Origin of the sequence: Pseudomonas sp. IT-P12 (genome assembly GCF_949767465.1) — a bacterium.
In the GTDB taxonomy this organism is placed as follows: domain Bacteria; phylum Pseudomonadota; class Gammaproteobacteria; order Pseudomonadales; family Pseudomonadaceae; genus Aquipseudomonas.
The window spans coordinates 37756-55615 of the sequence record NZ_CATKPY010000027.1; the positions used below are offsets into that span (position 1 = coordinate 37756).

Here is a 17860-nt window from a genome sequence, read left to right on the forward strand (position 1 = left end):
TTGTAACGAGCGCAGGTGACATGAGGCCTGAATCACGCCGCAAAGCAGAGTTTCAACTCGCCACGCGAGCTCATATTCACGGCCAGTTCACAAAGTGCAGTCAGCAGCGAATGACCCCGAGCGCAGGCTTCGGAAACAACGCCTAAATTAGCCATGATGCGTGATTTCCCCTTTCGGAGCTCACGGTAAATGCCAACCCGCTGCGGATTCTGCGCGCGGCAGCACCCGAATTATCAGGGATACGTGTAGGGTGGAGATGCACAACCGCTGGACTGTGTAGCAATAGGCTTTATCTAGACGCTTCATCTCGTCCACAGCCGCCGGTTGATTCCTCCTCCTGACTGAGTGCTTAAGTAGCCACAGCAAGCAGGACGCGTACGTCGCGACGAAGGCCCACATTGGCCGGACCTCGCTGGACACGGGACTGGCCAACCATTCCCGACGCACCTGACACCGACCGTGAGAAGTCGTGTGTGCCGAACGCCGTTTCCGGCAGCCCGGAAACCGACGGTACTACATGAAAAGAATGCTGATTAACGCAACTCAACCCGAAGAGTTGCGTGTTGCACTGGTAGATGGCCAACGCCTCTACGACCTGGACATCGAATCCGGTGCACGCGAGCAGAAGAAGGCCAACATCTACAAAGGCCGGATTACTCGCATCGAACCGAGCCTTGAGGCTGCCTTTGTCGATTTCGGCTCCGAGCGCCACGGCTTCCTGCCCCTCAAGGAAATCTCCCGCGAATACTTCAGGAAAGCGCCTGAAGGCCGCGTCAACATCAAGGACGTCCTGAGCGAAGGCCAGGAAGTCATCGTTCAAGTCGAAAAAGAAGAACGTGGCAACAAGGGCGCCGCCCTGACCACCTTCATCAGCCTGGCCGGTCGTTACCTGGTCCTGATGCCGAACAACCCGCGTGCCGGCGGTATCTCCCGTCGCATCGAAGGCGAAGAGCGCAACGAACTGCGTGAAGCCCTGAACGGCCTGGTTGCACCTGCCGACATGGGCCTGATCGTGCGCACTGCCGGCCTGGGCCGCAGCAGCGAAGAAATGCAGTGGGACCTCGACTACCTGCTGCAACTCTGGACCGCCATCAAGGAAGCCTCGCTGGATCGCTCCGCTCCGTTCCTGATCTATCAGGAAAGCAACGTGATCATCCGCGCCATCCGCGACTACTTGCGCCAGGACATCGGCGAAGTGCTGATCGACAGCGTTGAAGCCCAGGACGAAGCCCTGACCTTCATTCGCCAGGTAATGCCGCAATACGCGAGCAAGATCAAGCTGTACGAAGACAGCGTCCCGCTGTTCAACCGTTTCCAGATCGAAAGCCAGATCGAGACCGCTTTCCAGCGCGTCGTCGAACTGCCTTCCGGCGGTTCCATCGTCATCGATCCGACCGAAGCCCTGGTGTCCATCGACATCAACTCGGCGCGCGCCACCAAAGGCAGCGACATCGAAGAAACCGCCCTGCAGACCAACCTTGAAGCCGCCGAAGAAATCGCCCGTCAGTTGCGCCTGCGCGACATCGGCGGCCTGATCGTCATCGACTTCATCGACATGACCCCTGCCAAGAACCAGCGCGCCGTGGAAGAGAAAGTCCGCGAATGCCTGGAAGCCGACCGCGCTCGCGTGCAAGTCGGTCGCATCTCGCGCTTCGGCCTGCTGGAAATGTCCCGTCAGCGCCTGCGTCCATCGCTGGGCGAAAGCAGCGGCATCGTCTGCCCTCGCTGCAGCGGCACCGGCATCATCCGTGACGTTGAGTCGCTGTCCCTGGCGATCCTGCGCCTGATCGAAGAAGAAGCTCTGAAAGACCGTACCGCCGAAGTTCGCGCCCAGGTGCCGATTCCGGTGGCAGCCTTCCTGCTCAACGAAAAACGCAATTCGATCACCAAGATCGAACTGCGCACCCGTGCCCGTATCGTCATTCTGCCGAACGATCACCTCGAGACCCCGCACTTCGAAGTGCAGCGTCTGCGCGATGACAGCCCGGAAGCAGCCAACAACCAGTCCAGCTACGAAATCGCTGCGGCCGCCGCCGAAGTCGAAGAAGTCCAGCCAGCTGCCGCAACCCGCACCCTGGTTCGCCAGGAAGCCGCGGTCAAGACTGCGCCGGCCCGCGCCAACGCTCCGGTTCCAACCGACGTTCCCGCCGCACCGGTGGCTGCGCCGGCCGCCGCGCCAGAGCCAAGCCTGTTCAAAGGCCTGGTGAAGTCGCTGGTCAGCCTGTTTGCAACCAAGGAAGAACCTGCCGCGCCAGCCGTGGTTGAAAAACCGGCCGCTTCCGAACGTCCGGCACGCAACGAAGAACGTCGCAACGGTCGTCAGCAGAGCCGCAACCGTAACGGTCGCCGCGATGAAGAACGCAAACCGCGCGAAGAGCGTGCACCGCGTGAAGAGCGCGCACCACGCGAGCCACGTGAAGTCCGTGAAGTCCGCGAAGAAGCCCCGGCCGCTCGCGAAGAACGTGCTCCGCGCGCCCCACGTGAAGAACGTGCTCCACGCGCGCCTCGCGAAGATCGCAAGCCACGTGGCGAGCGTGAAGAGCGGGTTCGTGTACTGCGCGAGCCTCTGGATGCTGCTGCGCCGGAAACCGCTGCTGCCGTGACCGCTGAAGAGCGTCCAGCCCGCCAGCCACGCGAAGAGCGTGCTCCGCGCCCACCGCGTGAAGAACGTCAACCGCGTGCCGAGCAAGCGGCTGCCGTGGCCGAAGAAGAACTGACCGGCAACGATGAGCAACTGTCGGAAGACGGCCAGGAGAACGCCGAAGGCGATCGTCCACGCCGCCGTTCCCGTGGCCAGCGTCGTCGCAGCAACCGCCGCGAGCGTCAGCGCGATGCCAACGGCAACGTGATCGAGGGTTCGGAAGAAGCGGAATCCGCTGAAGGCAGCGAAGCACCAAGCGCCGCCGACCTGGCCGCTGGCCTGGCAGTGACCGCCGCCGTTGCCAGTACCGTGATCAGCGCTCCAGCCGAAGCTCAGGCCAACGAGCAAGCTGAACGCGCCACTGCTGCCACGCTGGAAACCGCTCCAGTCGAAGCACCAGCCGTCGAAGCACCGGTCGTCGAAGCGACCACTGCGGTGGAAGCGACGTCCGCTCCGGAAATCGAAGTGGCACCGGATCAGGAAGCACAGCCTGAAGTGGAAGCCGCTGCCGAACCGGCCGTAGTGGTTGAAGCGCCCGCCGTGGTTGCCGAGCCTGCCGCCGAAGTCACTGCAGAAACAGTGACCGAAACGGTTCGCGAAGTTCGTGAAGAGCAAACCGCGTTCAACTGGGTGGCCGAACCGGCTGCTGTTGAAACCCCAGCCCCTGCGCCCGTCGCTGAGCCTGAACCCGTGGTTTCCGAACCGGTCGTGGCAGCTGCCGAACCGGCTCCAGTGGTTGAAGCGCCGGTCGTTGCCGAAGCCCCCGCTCCAGTGGTCGAGGCGGCTCCTGTCAGCGCCCTGACGCCAAGCGGCCGTGCGCCGAACGATCCACGTGAAGTGCGTCGCCGCAAGCGTGAGGAAGAGCGCCTGCAGAAGGAGGCCGAACTGGCCGCCGCTGCCGCTCCAGCTGAAGCCGTAGTCGCCGACGAGCCTGCCCCGGTGGTTGCCGAAGTGGTCGAGGCAGCCCCTGCCCCGGTCGTCGAGGCTCCCGCTGAATCGGCTGAATCGGTGATCCACGAAGCACCGCGCTCCGTACAGGAAGCGGTCGTGCAACACGAAGCCCAGGAAAAAGAACACGAGCCTAAACCGCTCGTCTGATTCTGCGGCGACTAAAAAGCCCCGCCTGGCGATGCCAGGCGGGGCTTTTTTATGCCTTTGCGAAAGGTCTGCTGCGTCTCAGGCTTCCCGTATTACCGCTGCCTACTGGAAGATGAGCGCCTCAGGCACATCGACATCCCACAGCGCCCCGGGATCCTCCACCGTCACCTCGACCACCTTGGCCGAGGCAAACAACGACCTGGCACCGCGATCCCCCGACAGCGCCATCAAACCCGGCCCGAACACGCGTCCAAACCCCACGGGATGACCGTACTCGCCATTGATCAGCGGAACACTGATCCCCTCCTCCGTCAGCCCCGCCAACACCCGCTCGACGGTGGACGGCAGGATGAACGGCATGTCACCCAACATGATCAACCATCCCCCCAACTGCGGACACGCCGCCACCCCGGCGGCGAGGCTGTCGCCCATGCCGGTCGATTCGATCAGCACGATGTCGAAACCGTAGGCCTGGGCCATGCGAATCACCTGCGGGCGATCCTCGGTGGTCACCAGTACGCGCTTCGCCAGGTTCGCCGGTACGCTGAGCAGCACCTGCTCGATCACCGAACGAACGGCACCATCGCGCCCGGTGCAGTCGGCCAGTAATTTGTCCCTGTCGGCACCCGCGACCTGCCTGAATCGGGCGCCCTGCCCCGCAGCCAGAACGATGACACCCACAGGCTCGCTCATACGTTCTCCTTCTTCTGTTTCAATTCGACGCCATTCTTGATCGCCACGATCTCGGCCAGCAGCGACAAGGCAATCTCGGCCGGTGAATGGCTGCCGATGTGCAAACCGATCGGACCGTGCAAACGGTCGATGGCACCTTGAGACAAGCCTAGCTGAGCCAGATTTTCCCGACGCTTCCTGCTGTTGACCCGCGAGCCCAATGCACCGACATAAAAGGCCCTGGAGTCGAGGGCTGTGAGCAGCGCCATGTCATCCAGGCGGGGATCGTGAGTCAACGCGACGATGGCCGTGCGCTCGTCGGTCTGTATGTTCAGCACGGCTTCGTCCGGCATACCGGAGACAAAGCGCCCATGCTGTTCCTCCCAGCCGTAGACGAACTCCGTGCGCGGGTCGCAGATCAGCACTTCGAAATCCAGCAACCGCGCCATCTCGGCCACATACCGGGACAATTGCCCCGCGCCGATCAGCAACAAGCGCCAGCGCGGACCGTAGATCGCCCGCAGTGTGTGGCCGTCGAAGCTCAGCACGTCACCCTTGGCCGCAGGCTGCAACCGGACTTCGCCGGTGGCAATCTGCAGCGTGCGCGCAACGACTTCATGGGCCTCGCAGCGCGCCAGCAGTTCAGCGACCCAGGCCGGGTCGCCGACGCGCTCCTCGGTCAGGCGCAAAGTGCCGCCGCACGGCAAACCAAAGCGTGCAGCCTCCTCGAGGGAGACGCCATAGGTGATCAGTTGCACCGGCGGCCCGTCAGGCGGAATTCGCCCGTCGTGCAGCCGGGCAATCAGGTCATCCTCGATACAGCCACCGGACACCGAGCCAATCACCACGCCATCTTCGCGCAATGCCAGCATGGCGCCAGGCGCCCGGGGCGCCGTGCCCCAGGTCTGGACCACGCTGTACAACATCACTCGCTGACCGGCCTGGCGCCATTGCAACACGCTGCGCAAGACGTTCAGATCGACGCTGTCCATTACACTTGCGCCTTCTGCCAACCCTGCAGCTGAAAGCGAACCGGCAGGTTGCGGATGCGCTGACCCGTCGCGGCGAAGATCGCGTTGCACAGTGCCGGCGCAATCGGCGGCACACCTGGCTCACCGACACCGCCCAGCGGCACGACGCCCGGCGGCGTGACCAGGTGCACCGCGACTTCCTTCGGCGCAAGCGACATGCGCGCCACTTCGTACATGTGGAAGTTGTCCTGCTGGACCTTGCCGTCCTTGAAGCTGATTTCACCCAGCACCGCGTTGCCCAGGCCCATCACGCAAGCGCCTTCGAACTGCGAGCGAATCCGCTCGGGGTTGATCTGCGGACCGCAATCCACCGCGATGTCGGCCTTGTGCACGATCAGCGTGCCGTCGTCCTTGACCTCGACTTCAATCACCGCCGCCACGTAGGTGACGAAGCTGTAGTGCACCGCCAGGCCCAGGCCTCGCCCCTTCGGCAGCTTGCGCCCCCAACCGGCGGCTTTCGCGGCGGTTTCCAGGACGGTGCGCATGCGCCCGGTGTCGATCGGATAGCGCTCGGGCGACTCGCCGTAGTTCCATTCCTCACTCAAGGTGCGTGGGTCGATCTGACGATCGGGACCGAGCAACTTGATCTGGTACTTGAGCGGGTCCTCGCCGGCCTTGTGCGCCAGTTCATCGACAAAGCTCTGCACCGCAAAACCGTGGGGAATGTTCGACACCGAGCGATACCAGCCCACCCGCGTGTGCACCACGGCTTCCGGATTCTCCAGGCGCACGTTGGGAATCGCGTAGGCCATGTTGGTGAACCCCATGCCCAACTCGAAGGCGGCCTCGTGGTTCATCCCCGGGGCGAACAACGCGGTAATGCTCGGGGCCACGGTGCGGTGCAGCCAACCGGACGGCAGGCCCTCCTTGTTCAGGCCGGCCTTCAGGTATTCCGCCGAGACCGTATGGAAGTAGGAGTTATGGATGTCGTCCTCACGGGTCCATTGCACCCGCACGGCCTTGCCGGGAAACTCCTTGGCGAGTACGGCCGCTTCGATGATGAAGTCCGGCTTGGATTTGCGCCCGAAGCCACCGCCGAGCAAGGTGACATTGAAGGTGACGTTATCGAAGGGAAGGCCAAGGCGTTCACCGATCCGCTCGCGGGTGACCTGAGGCGCCTGGCTCGGTCCCCAGGCTTCGCAGACGCCGTCCTTGAAGCGGGCGATGGCGACCATCGGCTCCATCGGCGATTGCGACAGATGGGGCAGGTAGTAGGACGCTTCCAGGGTGCTGTCGGCGCTGCTGAGCGCCTTGTCGATGTCGCCGGTGTTGCGGACCACCTTGCCTGGCTTCAGCGACGCCGCTTCCAGCTCCTTGCGGTAGGCGATCGAGTCGTAACTGGCATTGGGGCCGTCGTCCCACTCGATCTTCAGCGCCTCGCGCCCCTTGATGGCGGCCCAGGTGTTGCTGGCCACCACCGCCACGCCGCCCAGCGGCTGGAACTCCGAGGGCAATGGGCGGCTTTCGATCTGCAGGACCTTGATCACCCCGGGGACCTTCAGCGCCGCGCTGTCATCCAGCGACTTCACCTTGCCGCCGTAGACCGCCGGACGGGCGATGGTGGCATAGAGCATGCCATCGAAATGCACATCGGCGCCGTAGATGGCGCGGCCATTGACGATATCTGCACCGTCGATGGCCCGGGTGCTTTCCTTGCCGATGTAACGGAACTCCGACGGTTGCTTGAGTCGCAGGCCGTCACGGGCGGGCACGGCCAATGCAGCCGCAGCGACCGCCAGCTCGCCGTAGCCCAGCTCCCGGCCGCTGGGTTTGTGGATGACCTTATGCAGCTGGGCGTGGCACTCGCCGACCGGGACTTTCCACTGGTCGGCAGCCGCCTGCTCCAACAGGGTCCGCGCAGCGGCACCGCAACGCCGCATGGGTTCGTACCAGTGGCGCATGCTGCGCGAGCCGTCGGTGTCCTGGTTGCCGAAACGCACTTCATCGCCCGGTGCCTGCTGCACCTTGACCCGCGCCCAATCGGCCTCCAGCTCATCGGCGACCACCATGGTCAGGCTGGTGCGCACGCCCTGGCCCATTTCCGAGCGGTTGCACACCACGGTCACTGTGCCGTCCGTCGCAATACTGACGTAGACCTTCGGGTCATCGATCCAGCCGTTGGGCATGCCGTCGGCGCCGAACTTTTTCTCTTTGTCGGCGGCGAATGCGTCCTGCCAGCCCCAACTGGCGGCAATCACCAAGGCACCGGTGGCACCGACGCCCTTGAGAAAGCCACGGCGGCTGAGGTTGCTCAGGGCAAAATCATTGGGTAACTGGCTCATGCCTTGGCCTCCTTCAGGTGAGTGGATGCCTGGCGGATCGCGGTCTTGATCCGGTTGTAGGTGCCACACCGGCAGATGTTGCCGACCATTGCCTCTTCGATCTGTTCGTCGCTGGGGTCCGGGTTGGTCTTGAGCAGCGCCGTCGCCGACATGATTTGCCCGCCCTGGCAATAACCACACTGCGCCACGGCGCTGTCGAGCCAGGCCTGCTGGACGACCTGCCCGACGGGATCGGCATGCAGGTTATCGATGGTGGTGACATTCTGACCGGTCACCGAGCCAATCGGGGTGATGCAACTGCGCGCCGGTGAACCGTCGATATGGATGGTGCAGGCGCCGCACAGGCCCATGCCGCAACCGAATTTGGTACCGTTGTAACCCGCCACGTCGCGGATCGCCCAGAGCAGCGGCATGTCCTCGGTGACATCGAGTTGATGGTCTTGACCATTGAGTTTCAGGGTAATCATGGGCACGCCCGCATAGTGATGAAGGTTATGGGGTCGAGCAATCTGCCGCCGGGTTTTCGGCGGGTGCAATCACGCAGATCGGCTCAGGCTAATCGGGCTCTCTTGTACAGACGCGAGCGTCTGCACCGGGCCTTTGGTGGAGCAAATGGTTTGTATCGTTAGCTGACTAAGTTAACCCAGCATTAACAAAAAAGCCCTGCACAATGGAAGTTGTGCAGGGCTTTCAAATCAACCCTGAAAGCTTAGCTTCAATAGCGGTTTGGCTCCATTTCCAGTTCGACATGGAAGCGTTCTGAAATGTCTTTCTGAATGCGTTGTGCCAGGTCGAGCAGCTGCAGCCCGGTGGCGTCACCATAATTGACCAGCACCAGCGCCTGGGCCTTGTGCACACCGGCGTCGGCGTCGCGGAAACCTTTCCACCCGGCGCGCTCGATCAACCACCCGGCGGCCAGTTTCATCTGCCCATCGGGTTGTGCGTAAGCCACCAGGTCCGGGTATTCGCCCTTGAGCTGCGCAACCAGCGTGGCCGACACCAGCGGATTCTTGAAAAAACTGCCGGCATTGCCGAGCACGGCGGGGTCGGGCAGTTTTTCGCTGCGGATGCTGCAAATCGCCCGGCTGACGTCAGTGGCGGTTGGCTGGTCGATGCCCTGTTCGGTCAGGCGCTGACGCACCGGGCCGTATTCCAGGTGCAGGTGCGCGATGCGGCTCAGGGCAAAACGCACCCGCAGGATCAACCAGCGGCCTGGCTGCTGTTTGAACAGGCTGTCGCGGTAAGCAAAATTGCACTCGTCCAGGGTGAAGTCGCGCAGCTCGCCGGTCTGGCGATCCAGCGCGGTCAGGCCGGCGAACACGTCCTTGATTTCCACGCCATAGGCGCCGATGTTCTGCATCGGTGCTGCGCCAACGGTGCCTGGGATGAGGCTGAGGTTTTCCAGCCCCGACAACCCCTGCGCCAAGGTGTGCAGCACAAACGGATGCCAGGGCTCGCCTGCTTCGGCTTCAATGACGACGCGGCGGCCGTCATCCTCAAGCATGCGAATGCCACGGCTGGCCATGCGCAGCACCAGCGACGGGATATCGGCCGTCAGCAACAGGTTGCTGCCACCGCCGATCACCAACAGCGGCACGCCCTGTTCCTCGGCGTAGGCCAGCGCCTGGCGTACGTCGGCATCGCTATGGGCCTGGGCGAACAAACGGGCCCGGACATCCACGCCAAAGGTATTGAACGGCTTGAGGGAAACCTCGCGCTGTACCTGCAAACTCATAACCGGCCCTTCAATTCGATCAGCAACTGATCGCTGGCACGCTCGATCAAGTCGAGCACCTGATCAAAACCCTGATCGTCGTAATACGGATCCGGGACTTCGTCGATCTCCGATTGATATCGACGCAGGAACAGGTCCAGCTCGGCCTTGCCCGTGGCCGGTTGCAGGGCCTTGAGGTGGCGCAAGTTGCTGTGGTCCATGGCCAGGATCAGGTCATAGGTGGCGAAATCGGCACGGGTCACTTGCTGCGCACGCTGGGCAGACAGGTCGTAGCCACGACGCCTGGCCGCAGCCTGGCTGCGTTTGTCCGGCGCTTTGCCGACATGCCAGTCACCGGTGCCGGCCGAAGCCACTTCGACCCGCTCGGCCAACCCTGCTTCGCGCAGCTTGTGGCGCAACACGCCTTCGGCCGTGGGTGAACGGCAGATATTGCCCAGGCAGACGAACAGAACCCGCATCAGGCCTCCAGCAGGCGACGAACGCGTTCGAGGTCTTCGGGGGTATCGACACCGGTCGGCGGCGCAATCAGCGCGTCGGCGACATGAATGCGCACGCCATGCCACAAGGCACGCAGCTGCTCCAGGGATTCGGTGTTTTCCAGCCAGCACGGCCCCCAGCTGACGAAGTCATGCAGGAACCCGGCGCGGTAGGCGTAGATCCCGATATGACGGCGATACGGAACGCCCTCCGGCAACTGATCGCGGCTTTTGGCGAACGCATCTCGGGCCCATGGCAGGGTCGCGCGACTGAAGGTCAGCGCCAGGCCGTTGAGGTCGCTGACCACCTTCACCACATTGGGGTTGAAGAGGGTTTCCACGTCTTCGATCGGCTCGGCCAAGGTGGCCATGCGCGCTTCGGCGTGGGCCGCCAGATTGACGGCGACCTGGTCGATCACGCTCGGCGGGATCAGCGGTTCGTCCCCCTGAACGTTGACCACGATGGCGTCCGGCGCCAGGCCGAGCTGGGCGGCGACTTCGGCCAAACGGTCGGTGCCGGAATTGTGATCTTCGCGGGTCAGCACCACTTCGGCGCCAAAGCCCTTGCAAGCCTCGACAATGCGCGCATCGTCGGTGGCCACCACCACGCGCTGGGCACTGCTCTTGCTCGCCTGCTCCCAGACATGCTGGATCATCGGCTTGCCGGCGATCAGCAGCAGCGGCTTGCCCGGCAAGCGGGTGGAGGCATAACGCGATGGAATGACAACGGTAAAGGCTGCGGTCATTTATCCAGGCGCTCGTCGGTCGTCAGGGTGCGGGCTTCGGTTTCGAGCATCACCGGGATTCCGTCGCGGATCGGGTACGCCAGGCCGGCGCCCTTGCTGATCAGTTCGGTTTTGTCGGCGCTGAGCTTGAGCGGGCCTTTGCAGATCGGGCAAGCGAGGATGTCGAGCAGTTTGGTGTCCATGAGCATTCCCTGGAGAACAACGGTTTAAGGCAAAAGACGAGCCGGCAACAGACGCATCAACTGCGTATCGAACCAGGCCACGAAGGCCGGCGATGGCGCAGCATCGACCGTCAGGTACCACCAATCGGCGGCGGCGAAGGCGCGGCACTTGACCGCGTCCTTTTCAGTCATCACCACGGGCAATGACGGTGTGAAATTCAAAGCCTGCACGCTGTATTCGGCGTGATCGGCAAACGCATGGGGAACAGGCTGCCAGTGTAGCGTTTCGAGGGTAGTGAAGAAACGCTGCGGATTGCCGATTCCGGCGACCGCATGCAGCGCCTGGCCTGCGGGGAAGTGATCCAGGGCACGCCGTTCGCCGCTCTGCAGGTTGACCAGTGCGCCGGGCTGCAAGGTAAAGGCAAAACCGTCCGCACGGTCATCGGTGGCGCCGTTGTACAACACAGCGTCAACGCTGTGCAGGCGCTCGACCGGCTCGCGCAGGGGGCCGGCGGGCAGGCAACGCCCATTGCCCAGGCCACGGGCCGCGTCGATCAGTACCAGTTCGAGGTCCCGCGCCAAGCGGTAATGCTGCATGCCGTCATCGGACAGGATCAGGTCCAGCGGCTCGCTCGCCAACAGCGCCTTGACCGCGCGGCTGCGATCCGGATCGATCATCAGCGGCACGCCGGTACGCTGGACGATCAGCAACGGTTCGTCGCCCGCCACTGCGGCGTCCTGGTCGGCTTCGACGCGCCATGGCAGCTGTGGCGGTTTGGCACCGTAACCGCGACTGACCACGCCGACCCGCAGGCCGCTGCGCTGGCAATGCTGGATCATCCACAGAATCAGCGGGGTCTTGCCGGTGCCGCCCACGGTGATGTTACCCACCACGATCAGGGGCACCGGCGGCTGATAGATCTCACCCTCGCCCGCCAGAAAGCGTTCGCGCTTGCGGGTGACCACGCGTCGATACAACCATTCCAGCGGCTGCAACAATTTCAGGGCCGGATGCCCCTGATACCACGCGGCGAGCAAACGATCGGACATGGCCATCAGGGCGCGGGCGGCGCCGCCTCGACTGTGGTCATGCGCAGATGGCTGAAGCCCAGTTTGCCGGCGGCATCCATGGCCGTGATGACCGACTGGTGCTGGGTCTTGCCGTCGGCGCTGATGGACAATGGCAGGTTGGTATCGCCACCGGACTCCTTCTGCAAGGCGTCCATCAAGGTGGCGAGATCATTCTTTGGCAGGATCTGGTTATTCACCGAGAACACGCCATCGGCACTGATGGTGACATCCAGGTGCCTGGCCTGGTCTTCGGCAGGCGAACCGCTGGCCGCCTCCGGCAGGTCCACGCGCAACTGGGTTTCACGGGTGAAGGTGGTGGTGACGACGAAAAACAGCAGCAGGATAAACACCACGTCGATCAGCGACGCGAGGTTGATGTCCACGTTCTCCCGTTGCTTGCGACGGAATTTCACGCTTTTTTGCCCTCGTACAGGTCCACGTCGCGGTCACCCTGCACCACCTCGACCAACTTGATCGCTTCCTGCTCCATGCCCACCACCAGTTCATCGATGCGGCGTTGCAGGAACCGGTGGAAGAACACGGAAGGAATACCCACCATCAGACCCGCCGCCGTGGTGATCAATGCCTTGGAAATACCGCCGGCCAGTACGGCGGCGTTGGTGGTCATGCCCGTGCCCATGAAGGCGCTGAAAATGTCGATCATGCCCAGCACCGTGCCGAGCAGGCCCAGCAACGGCGCCATCGCAGCGATGGTGCCCAGCGCATTGATGTAACGTTCGAGTTCATGAATCACCCGCGCCGCGGCTTCCTCGATGCACTCCTTCATGATCTCGCGACCATGCTTGGAATTGGCCAGGCCCGCCGCCAGAATCTCGCCCAAGGGTGAGTTGGCCCGCAGTTCCTTGAGTTTGTCCTTGTTGAGCTGCTTGTCCTTGATCCACACCCAGACCTGGCCGAGCAGATGCTCCGGGGTCACGCGGCTGGCTCGCAGGGTCCACAGACGCTCGGCGACGATCGCCATGGCCGCGATGGAACTCAGAATGATCGGCAGCATCATCCAGCCGCCGGATTTGACCAATTCCCACACAGTGTCAGTCCCCTCGAAAAAGTGCGCCACTCTAACATAGGGGGTCGGCTCACCGAAGACCGTGATGTCGCATCCGGTCGGGCGTTGACAGGCGGCCCTCATGGCGCGGCACGCCAGAAACGCCGCTGCTGACGCATCGTCCAGGCCGGCTCGAATTGCCCCAGGCGCAGACGAATGGCACCCTGCTCGGCGCTGTCATGCACGGACATGCCCCGTTTGCGATACCGGGCCATGACCGTGGGATGCGGGTGGCCGAACGAATTGCCGTGGCCTCGGGAAATCAGCACTGCTTTGGGTTGCAGCGTCGCCAGCAAGGCCATCGAGGACGAACTGCGGCTGCCGTGGTGCGGCGCCTGCAACCACTCGGTGGGCACGCCCAGCGGACTGTCGAGCAGGGCGCGCTCGGCTGCGCTGTCGATGTCACCGCTCAGCAGCAAGCGCTCACCCTTGGCCTCGACCTGCAGGACACAGGACTTCTGGTTGCTGTCCGATGCCTGGGGCCATTGCCAGAGCTGGAACCTCACGCCGTCCCAGGTCCATTGCTGCCCGCTTTCGCAAGGCTGCGCGTGCAATTCGTCGGGCAATGCCTCGGGGTCGCCGCTGATGACCCGCATCACCGGCAGCCCCCCGGCAATCGCCCGCGCGCCGCCGGCATGATCGGCGTCCGCATGGCTGATCAGCATCAGGTCGAGCCCGTCCACGCCGAGCTTGCGCAAGGCAGGCAGGACGACGCGCTCGCCGAGGTCGACGCCACGCAAGCGCGGGCCGCTGTCGTACAGCAGGGTGTGATGGCGGGTTCGCACCAGGATCGCCAGCCCCTGACCGACGTCCAGTTGCCAGACTTCGGCGATGCCTTCGGCCAGCGGGGGCCTGGGCGCAAACACCAACATCAGCAACAGCGGCCAGCCCAACGGCCGCAGCGGTACGCCACGGGGCAGTAACAGGAGCAGCGCGCCTAGGCTTCCCAACGCCCACGCCCAGAATGGAATCGCCACCGGCACCCACGCAGGCATTTGCCCGGCCACCCACGCCAGGCCTTTGAACAGCCCGTCGATCAGCCCGCCGGCCAGCCACAGCAAGCCTTCACCCACATAAGGCACCGGCAGCAACAGCGTGCCCGACAGGGCCAGCGGCAACACCAGCAGGCTGATCCAGGGCACCGCCAGCAGATTGGCGACCGGGCCGCTGAGGCTGATTGGCAATCCCAGCACCAGCAACCAAGGGCACAGGCCGATTGCGATCAACCATTGCGCACGGGTCCAGGTCTGCCACCATCGCCAGGGGCCGAGGCGACCGCCAAAGGTGAAGATCAGCACCGCCACCGCCGCGAAGGACAGCCAGAATCCCGGCTGCAGGCTCACCAGCGGATCGAACAGCAGCACCGCATTCAGGGCCAGCAACAGGGGCCACCAGCTGCCTAGGTGGCGAAAGCGCAGGCGCCACAACAACACCAGGCCGATCATCACGCAGGCTCGTCGCACCGGCACTTCGAACCCCGCCAGCAGCCCGTAGCCCAGCGCCGAGGCGAATGCCAGCCCGCATGCCCAGGGCAACCACGGCAAACGGTGCGGCCACAGGCCGTAGCGAGCCAGCCCGGCGATCATCAGGTACACCACACCGGCCAGCAGGCCGATGTGCTGCCCGGAAATCACCAGCAGGTGCACGGTGCCCGTGTCTTGCAGCACCTGCCAATCTTCGCGACCGAGTCCGGCACCGTCGCCCAGCACCAGCGCCGCCAGAGCCCCGGCCCGGCCCTGGGCGTCCACCGCCTGCAAGCGTTTGCGCACGCCGTCGCGCCAGGCCCAACGGGCTTCGGCGAGGCGCTGGCCATCCTTGATGGTACCGGTGGCGCCGATGCGTTGCGCCAGCAGCCAGGCGTCGTAGTCGAAGGCATGGGGATTGAGCAACCCGGCCGGACGTTTCAACTTCACCGCCAGCCGCCATCGTTCGCCGCTGTTGACCGGCGGCCCGCCATACCAGGCCAGGCGCATGCGCTGGGGCACCTGTGCCTGCCGCGCGCGAATGTCGGTCAATTCGAACCGCACCACCCCTTCGCTGTCCTGGGGCAAACCCACCACCCGTCCCTCGAGCCAACGGGTTTCCCCGTCGAGATCGATCGGCAGGCGATCATCCAGCGCCCATTGTGCATTCGCGCAGGCCCAACTGAGGCCGAACAGGAAAAACGCCAATGGATAAGTCCTGAACGGCATCAACATCAAACCCGCCAGGGGCAACACCAGCCACAACCAGACCGGCGGTAATACCGGTACAAAACGCAGGGCCAGCAAACCCAACGCCAGCGCCATCATCCCTGTGCGCATAAGCCCGTCCTTGAGAGTCCCCTCCTAGTCATAGCCGGCTGACGGCACGAGCGTCGTCAATAATTGTCACAAACTCTGAATAGGCGGCTCATAGAATCCAGACATACTTGCCGCCTTAACCGACCGAGAAGCCCTATGCCCCGGCGATTATTCAAACGCTACATGCCAGACCCGACGAGCATCAGGGAACATCAATCCTTACGCTTTCTCGGAACACTGCTGCATGACCCGAACCTCTGGCACCTCAATCGACACTCGGTGGCGCGGGCCATGGCGGTGGGGTTGTTCGCGGCGTTCCTGCCGATTCCCATGCAGATGCTGGTGGCCGCCGCCCTGGCCATCGTGGTACGCGGCAATATGCCCATCGCTGTCAGCCTGGTCTGGCTGACCAACCCGATCACCATGCCTGCGGTGTTTTTCTGTACCTACCAGATGGGCGCCTGGCTGATGAACGTGCCCGCCCGGACCTTGCCTGACGAACTGACCTGGGAATGGATCAGTGGCGAGTTGTCGACATTGTGGCAACCCTTCCTGCTGGGGTCGGTGGTGACAGGCCTGCTGCTGGGTGCACTCGCCTATTGCCTGGTGATGGTGTACTGGCGATGGTGGGTCAGCCGGCAGTGGGCACGGCGCAAGAAAAGGCGGATGGGGTGACCTCGGTTCTGTTTTGGACCGGGTGAATATCCGTTTTTGGGGTGATGGCGGATTATGGTTCCGCCCTCACAAATAAAATGGATATGCACCCAAACCAGTACAGCCCGAAAAACCCTAAGTCCGCATCCCCCGCCCACTCACCAGCAACCGCGCGCAGCCGATATACAGCACCACCGTGGCCACCAGCATGAAGGTGATCGCCACGCTGATCCTGATGTCCGACACCCCCAGGATCCCGAAGCGGAAGGCATTGACCATGTGCAACACCGGGTTCGCCAGGGAGACGGTCTGCCAGAACGGTGACAACAACGAGATCGAATAGAACACACCGCCCAGGTAAGTCAGTGGCGTCAGCACGAAGGTCGGGATGATCGAAATGTCATCGAAGTTGCGCGCAAACACCGCGTTGATGAAGCCCAGCAACGAAAAGATCGTCGCCGTCAGCACCACGACCAGAACGGTTATGCCCAGGTGATGCACCTGCAGGTGGGTGAAGAACATCGACAGCAGCGTGACAATCAGCCCGACCATCAACCCGCGCAGCACACCGCCAAGGGTGAAGCCGATCAGGATGGTGTGCGGCGACACCGGCGACACCATCAATTCCTCGATGGAGCGCTGGAATTTGCTGCCGAAGAAGCTCGACACCACGTTGCCATAGGAGTTGGTGATCACCGACATCATGATCAGCCCCGGCACGATGTACTCCATGTAGGTGAAACCACCCATGTCACCGATCTGCCGGCCAATCAGGTTACCGAAAATGACAAAGTACAGAACCATCGTGATGGCCGGTGGCAGCAAGGTCTGCGGCCAGATCCGGGTGAAGCGCCTGACCTCACGGTAAACGATGGTGTTGAGGGCGACGAGGTTGGGTCGCAGCTCGGAATTCATACGGCCACCTTCGACAGATTTTTCTCCACCAGGGACACGAACAACTCCTCGAGGCGATTGGTTTTGTTACGCAGGCTCAATACTTCGATGTTCTGCTGCGCCAGCTGGGTGAACAGCGCGGTGATGCCCATGGTCTTCTCGACCTGGACCTCAAGGGTATGCGCATCGAGCAATCGGGACGGGTAACCGAGCAACTGCGGCGCGACACTCAGTGCGTTGCGGGTGTCGAGCAGGAAAGTTTCTACATGCAGCTGGCCCAGCAGCTGTTTCATGCTGGTGTTCTCGACGATGGTGCCGTGGTCGATGATCCCGATATGACGGCACAACTGCTCAGCCTCCTCCAGGTAATGCGTGGTGAGGATGATGGTGATGCCTTTCTGGTTCAGTTCGGTGAGGAAGGTCCACATCGAACGACGCAGTTCGATATCCACCCCCGCCGTCGGCTCGTCGAGGATCAGCAGGCGCGGTTCGTGGACCAGCGCACGGGCGATCATCAGGCGACGCTTCATGCCGCCAGACAGCGAACGTGACGGTACATCGCGCTTGTCCCACAGACCGAGCTGGGTCAGGTACTGCTCGGCGCGTTGCTTGGCGACTTTCGGCGGGATGCCGTAGTAACCCGCCTGGGTCACGACGATGTCGAAGGTTTTTTCGAACTGGTTGAAGTTGAATTCCTGCGGCACGACGCCGATGGAGCGCTTGAGCTGCGCAGGATTTTTGTCCAGGTCGTGGCCAAAGATGTTCACCGTGCCGCTGGTCTTGTTCACCAGGGTCGAGAGAATGCCGATGGTCGTGGATTTGCCGGCACCGTTGGGGCCGAGCAAGGCGAAAAAGTCACCTTCGGCGACGTCCAGATCGATACCACTCAGGGCCTGGAAACCGTTGCCGTAGGTTTTGGTTAGCTGCCGGATGGACAGAGCGGAACTCATATCGGATCTACGCACCAAGAAGGGAAAAAAAGAATCGATGAGGGCGGGCGGCGCACAACGCAACCGCGGCGCATGAGCGCAATGGTGCTTGTCGCCGCCAC

The 17860-nt window shown here is 63.1% G+C and carries 16 protein-coding genes; 2 read left to right on the forward strand and 14 right to left on the reverse strand.

The genetic code is table 11. The features are described from left to right. Positions 1–517 precede the first annotated feature (517 nt). Positions 518–3739, forward strand: a complete 3222-nt coding sequence (gene rne / locus ACM6IM_RS27000; protein WP_414866789.1) for a ribonuclease E — start codon at positions 518–520, stop codon at positions 3737–3739. A gap of 102 nt (positions 3740–3841) precedes the next feature. On the opposite strand, the gene ACM6IM_RS27005 is transcribed toward rne, so the two are convergent. The 12 genes from ACM6IM_RS27005 to ACM6IM_RS27060 form a co-directional block, all read right to left on the reverse strand. Then, a complete protein-coding gene (locus tag ACM6IM_RS27005; RefSeq protein WP_414866790.1) occupies positions 3842–4432 on the reverse strand; it encodes a nucleotidyltransferase family protein in 591 nt (196 codons plus the stop codon). Next, the gene (locus ACM6IM_RS27010) at positions 4429–5403 is read right to left on the reverse strand and encodes an XdhC family protein (RefSeq protein ID WP_414866791.1); all 975 of its coding nucleotides are present in this window, start codon (positions 5401–5403) and stop codon (positions 4429–4431) included. Before ACM6IM_RS27010 ends, ACM6IM_RS27005 begins: the two co-directional genes overlap by 4 nt. Beyond that, positions 5403–7724, reverse strand: coding sequence for a molybdopterin cofactor-binding domain-containing protein (locus ACM6IM_RS27015; protein WP_414866792.1), 2322 nt, complete (start codon positions 7722–7724; stop codon positions 5403–5405). The genes ACM6IM_RS27010 and ACM6IM_RS27015 overlap by 1 nt, the downstream gene beginning before the upstream one ends. Then, positions 7721–8191 carry a (2Fe-2S)-binding protein gene (locus ACM6IM_RS27020; RefSeq protein ID WP_192306002.1) on the reverse strand — a complete coding sequence of 157 codons (471 nt, stop codon included), beginning with the start codon at positions 8189–8191 and terminating at the stop codon, positions 7721–7723. Before ACM6IM_RS27020 ends, ACM6IM_RS27015 begins: the two co-directional genes overlap by 4 nt. Before the next feature lie 248 nt (positions 8192–8439). Beyond that, positions 8440–9459: a UDP-N-acetylmuramate dehydrogenase gene (gene murB, locus ACM6IM_RS27025; RefSeq protein ID WP_414866793.1), complete on the reverse strand. Its 1020-nt coding sequence runs from the start codon at positions 9457–9459 to the stop codon at positions 8440–8442. Continuing rightward, on the reverse strand, positions 9456–9917 hold the full coding sequence (locus ACM6IM_RS27030; RefSeq protein ID WP_201193174.1) for a low molecular weight protein-tyrosine-phosphatase: 462 nt from the start codon (positions 9915–9917) through the stop codon (positions 9456–9458). The genes murB and ACM6IM_RS27030 overlap by 4 nt, the downstream gene beginning before the upstream one ends. After that, positions 9917–10681 carry a 3-deoxy-manno-octulosonate cytidylyltransferase gene (kdsB, locus tag ACM6IM_RS27035; protein WP_414866794.1) on the reverse strand — a complete coding sequence of 255 codons (765 nt, stop codon included), beginning with the start codon at positions 10679–10681 and terminating at the stop codon, positions 9917–9919. Before kdsB ends, ACM6IM_RS27030 begins: the two co-directional genes overlap by 1 nt. Then, positions 10678–10863, reverse strand: a complete 186-nt coding sequence (locus tag ACM6IM_RS27040) for a Trm112 family protein (protein ID WP_187677807.1) — start codon at positions 10861–10863, stop codon at positions 10678–10680. The genes kdsB and ACM6IM_RS27040 overlap by 4 nt, the downstream gene beginning before the upstream one ends. A gap of 24 nt (positions 10864–10887) precedes the next feature. Next, positions 10888–11898, reverse strand: coding sequence for a tetraacyldisaccharide 4'-kinase (lpxK, locus tag ACM6IM_RS27045; protein WP_201193178.1), 1011 nt, complete (start codon positions 11896–11898; stop codon positions 10888–10890). Continuing rightward, positions 11898–12326 (reverse strand): biopolymer transporter ExbD, encoded by a 429-nt coding sequence (locus ACM6IM_RS27050; protein ID WP_201193180.1) that lies wholly within the window; start codon positions 12324–12326, stop codon positions 11898–11900. The genes lpxK and ACM6IM_RS27050 overlap by 1 nt, the downstream gene beginning before the upstream one ends. After that, positions 12323–12961: a MotA/TolQ/ExbB proton channel family protein gene (locus ACM6IM_RS27055; protein WP_414866795.1), complete on the reverse strand. Its 639-nt coding sequence runs from the start codon at positions 12959–12961 to the stop codon at positions 12323–12325. Before ACM6IM_RS27055 ends, ACM6IM_RS27050 begins: the two co-directional genes overlap by 4 nt. 98 nt (positions 12962–13059) lie before the next feature. After that, positions 13060–15282, reverse strand: a complete 2223-nt coding sequence (locus tag ACM6IM_RS27060) for a DNA internalization-related competence protein ComEC/Rec2 (protein ID WP_414866796.1) — start codon at positions 15280–15282, stop codon at positions 13060–13062. A 135-nt stretch (positions 15283–15417) separates the two neighbouring features. Between ACM6IM_RS27060 and ACM6IM_RS27065 the strand changes: the two genes are divergently transcribed. Beyond that, entirely contained in the window at positions 15418–15936 is a 519-nt protein-coding gene (locus tag ACM6IM_RS27065) for a DUF2062 domain-containing protein (protein ID WP_192305986.1), read from the forward strand. 114 nt (positions 15937–16050) lie between these two features. On the opposite strand, the gene ACM6IM_RS27070 is transcribed toward ACM6IM_RS27065, so the two are convergent. Continuing rightward, positions 16051–16830 (reverse strand): ABC transporter permease, encoded by a 780-nt coding sequence (locus ACM6IM_RS27070; protein WP_414866797.1) that lies wholly within the window; start codon positions 16828–16830, stop codon positions 16051–16053. After that, on the reverse strand, positions 16827–17759 hold the full coding sequence (locus ACM6IM_RS27075; RefSeq protein WP_201193186.1) for an ABC transporter ATP-binding protein: 933 nt from the start codon (positions 17757–17759) through the stop codon (positions 16827–16829). Before ACM6IM_RS27075 ends, ACM6IM_RS27070 begins: the two co-directional genes overlap by 4 nt. Positions 17760–17860 lie beyond the last annotated feature (101 nt).

Bases quoted from the DNA above. Each gene is read 5' to 3' on its own strand.
- kdsB (WP_414866794.1), bottom strand. From the start codon at position 10,681: ATGACCGCAGCCTTTACCGTTGTCATTCCATCGCGTTATGCCTCCACC.
- ACM6IM_RS27070 (WP_414866797.1), bottom strand. From the start codon at position 16,830: ATGAATTCCGAGCTGCGACCCAACCTCGTCGCCCTCAACACCATCGTT.
- ACM6IM_RS27020 (WP_192306002.1), bottom strand. From the start codon at position 8,191: ATGATTACCCTGAAACTCAATGGTCAAGACCATCAACTCGATGTCACC.
- ACM6IM_RS27005 (WP_414866790.1), bottom strand. From the start codon at position 4,432: ATGAGCGAGCCTGTGGGTGTCATCGTTCTGGCTGCGGGGCAGGGCGCC.
- ACM6IM_RS27040 (WP_187677807.1), bottom strand. From the start codon at position 10,863: ATGGACACCAAACTGCTCGACATCCTCGCTTGCCCGATCTGCAAAGGC.
- ACM6IM_RS27060 (WP_414866796.1), bottom strand. From the start codon at position 15,282: ATGCGCACAGGGATGATGGCGCTGGCGTTGGGTTTGCTGGCCCTGCGT.
- ACM6IM_RS27075 (WP_201193186.1), bottom strand. From the start codon at position 17,759: ATGAGTTCCGCTCTGTCCATCCGGCAGCTAACCAAAACCTACGGCAAC.
- ACM6IM_RS27065 (WP_192305986.1), top strand. From the start codon at position 15,418: ATGCCCCGGCGATTATTCAAACGCTACATGCCAGACCCGACGAGCATC.
- ACM6IM_RS27030 (WP_201193174.1), bottom strand. From the start codon at position 9,917: ATGCGGGTTCTGTTCGTCTGCCTGGGCAATATCTGCCGTTCACCCACG.
- murB (WP_414866793.1), bottom strand. From the start codon at position 9,459: ATGAGTTTGCAGGTACAGCGCGAGGTTTCCCTCAAGCCGTTCAATACC.
- ACM6IM_RS27010 (WP_414866791.1), bottom strand. From the start codon at position 5,403: ATGGACAGCGTCGATCTGAACGTCTTGCGCAGCGTGTTGCAATGGCGC.
- ACM6IM_RS27015 (WP_414866792.1), bottom strand. From the start codon at position 7,724: ATGAGCCAGTTACCCAATGATTTTGCCCTGAGCAACCTCAGCCGCCGT.
- lpxK (WP_201193178.1), bottom strand. From the start codon at position 11,898: ATGGCCATGTCCGATCGTTTGCTCGCCGCGTGGTATCAGGGGCATCCG.
- rne (WP_414866789.1), top strand. From the start codon at position 518: ATGAAAAGAATGCTGATTAACGCAACTCAACCCGAAGAGTTGCGTGTT.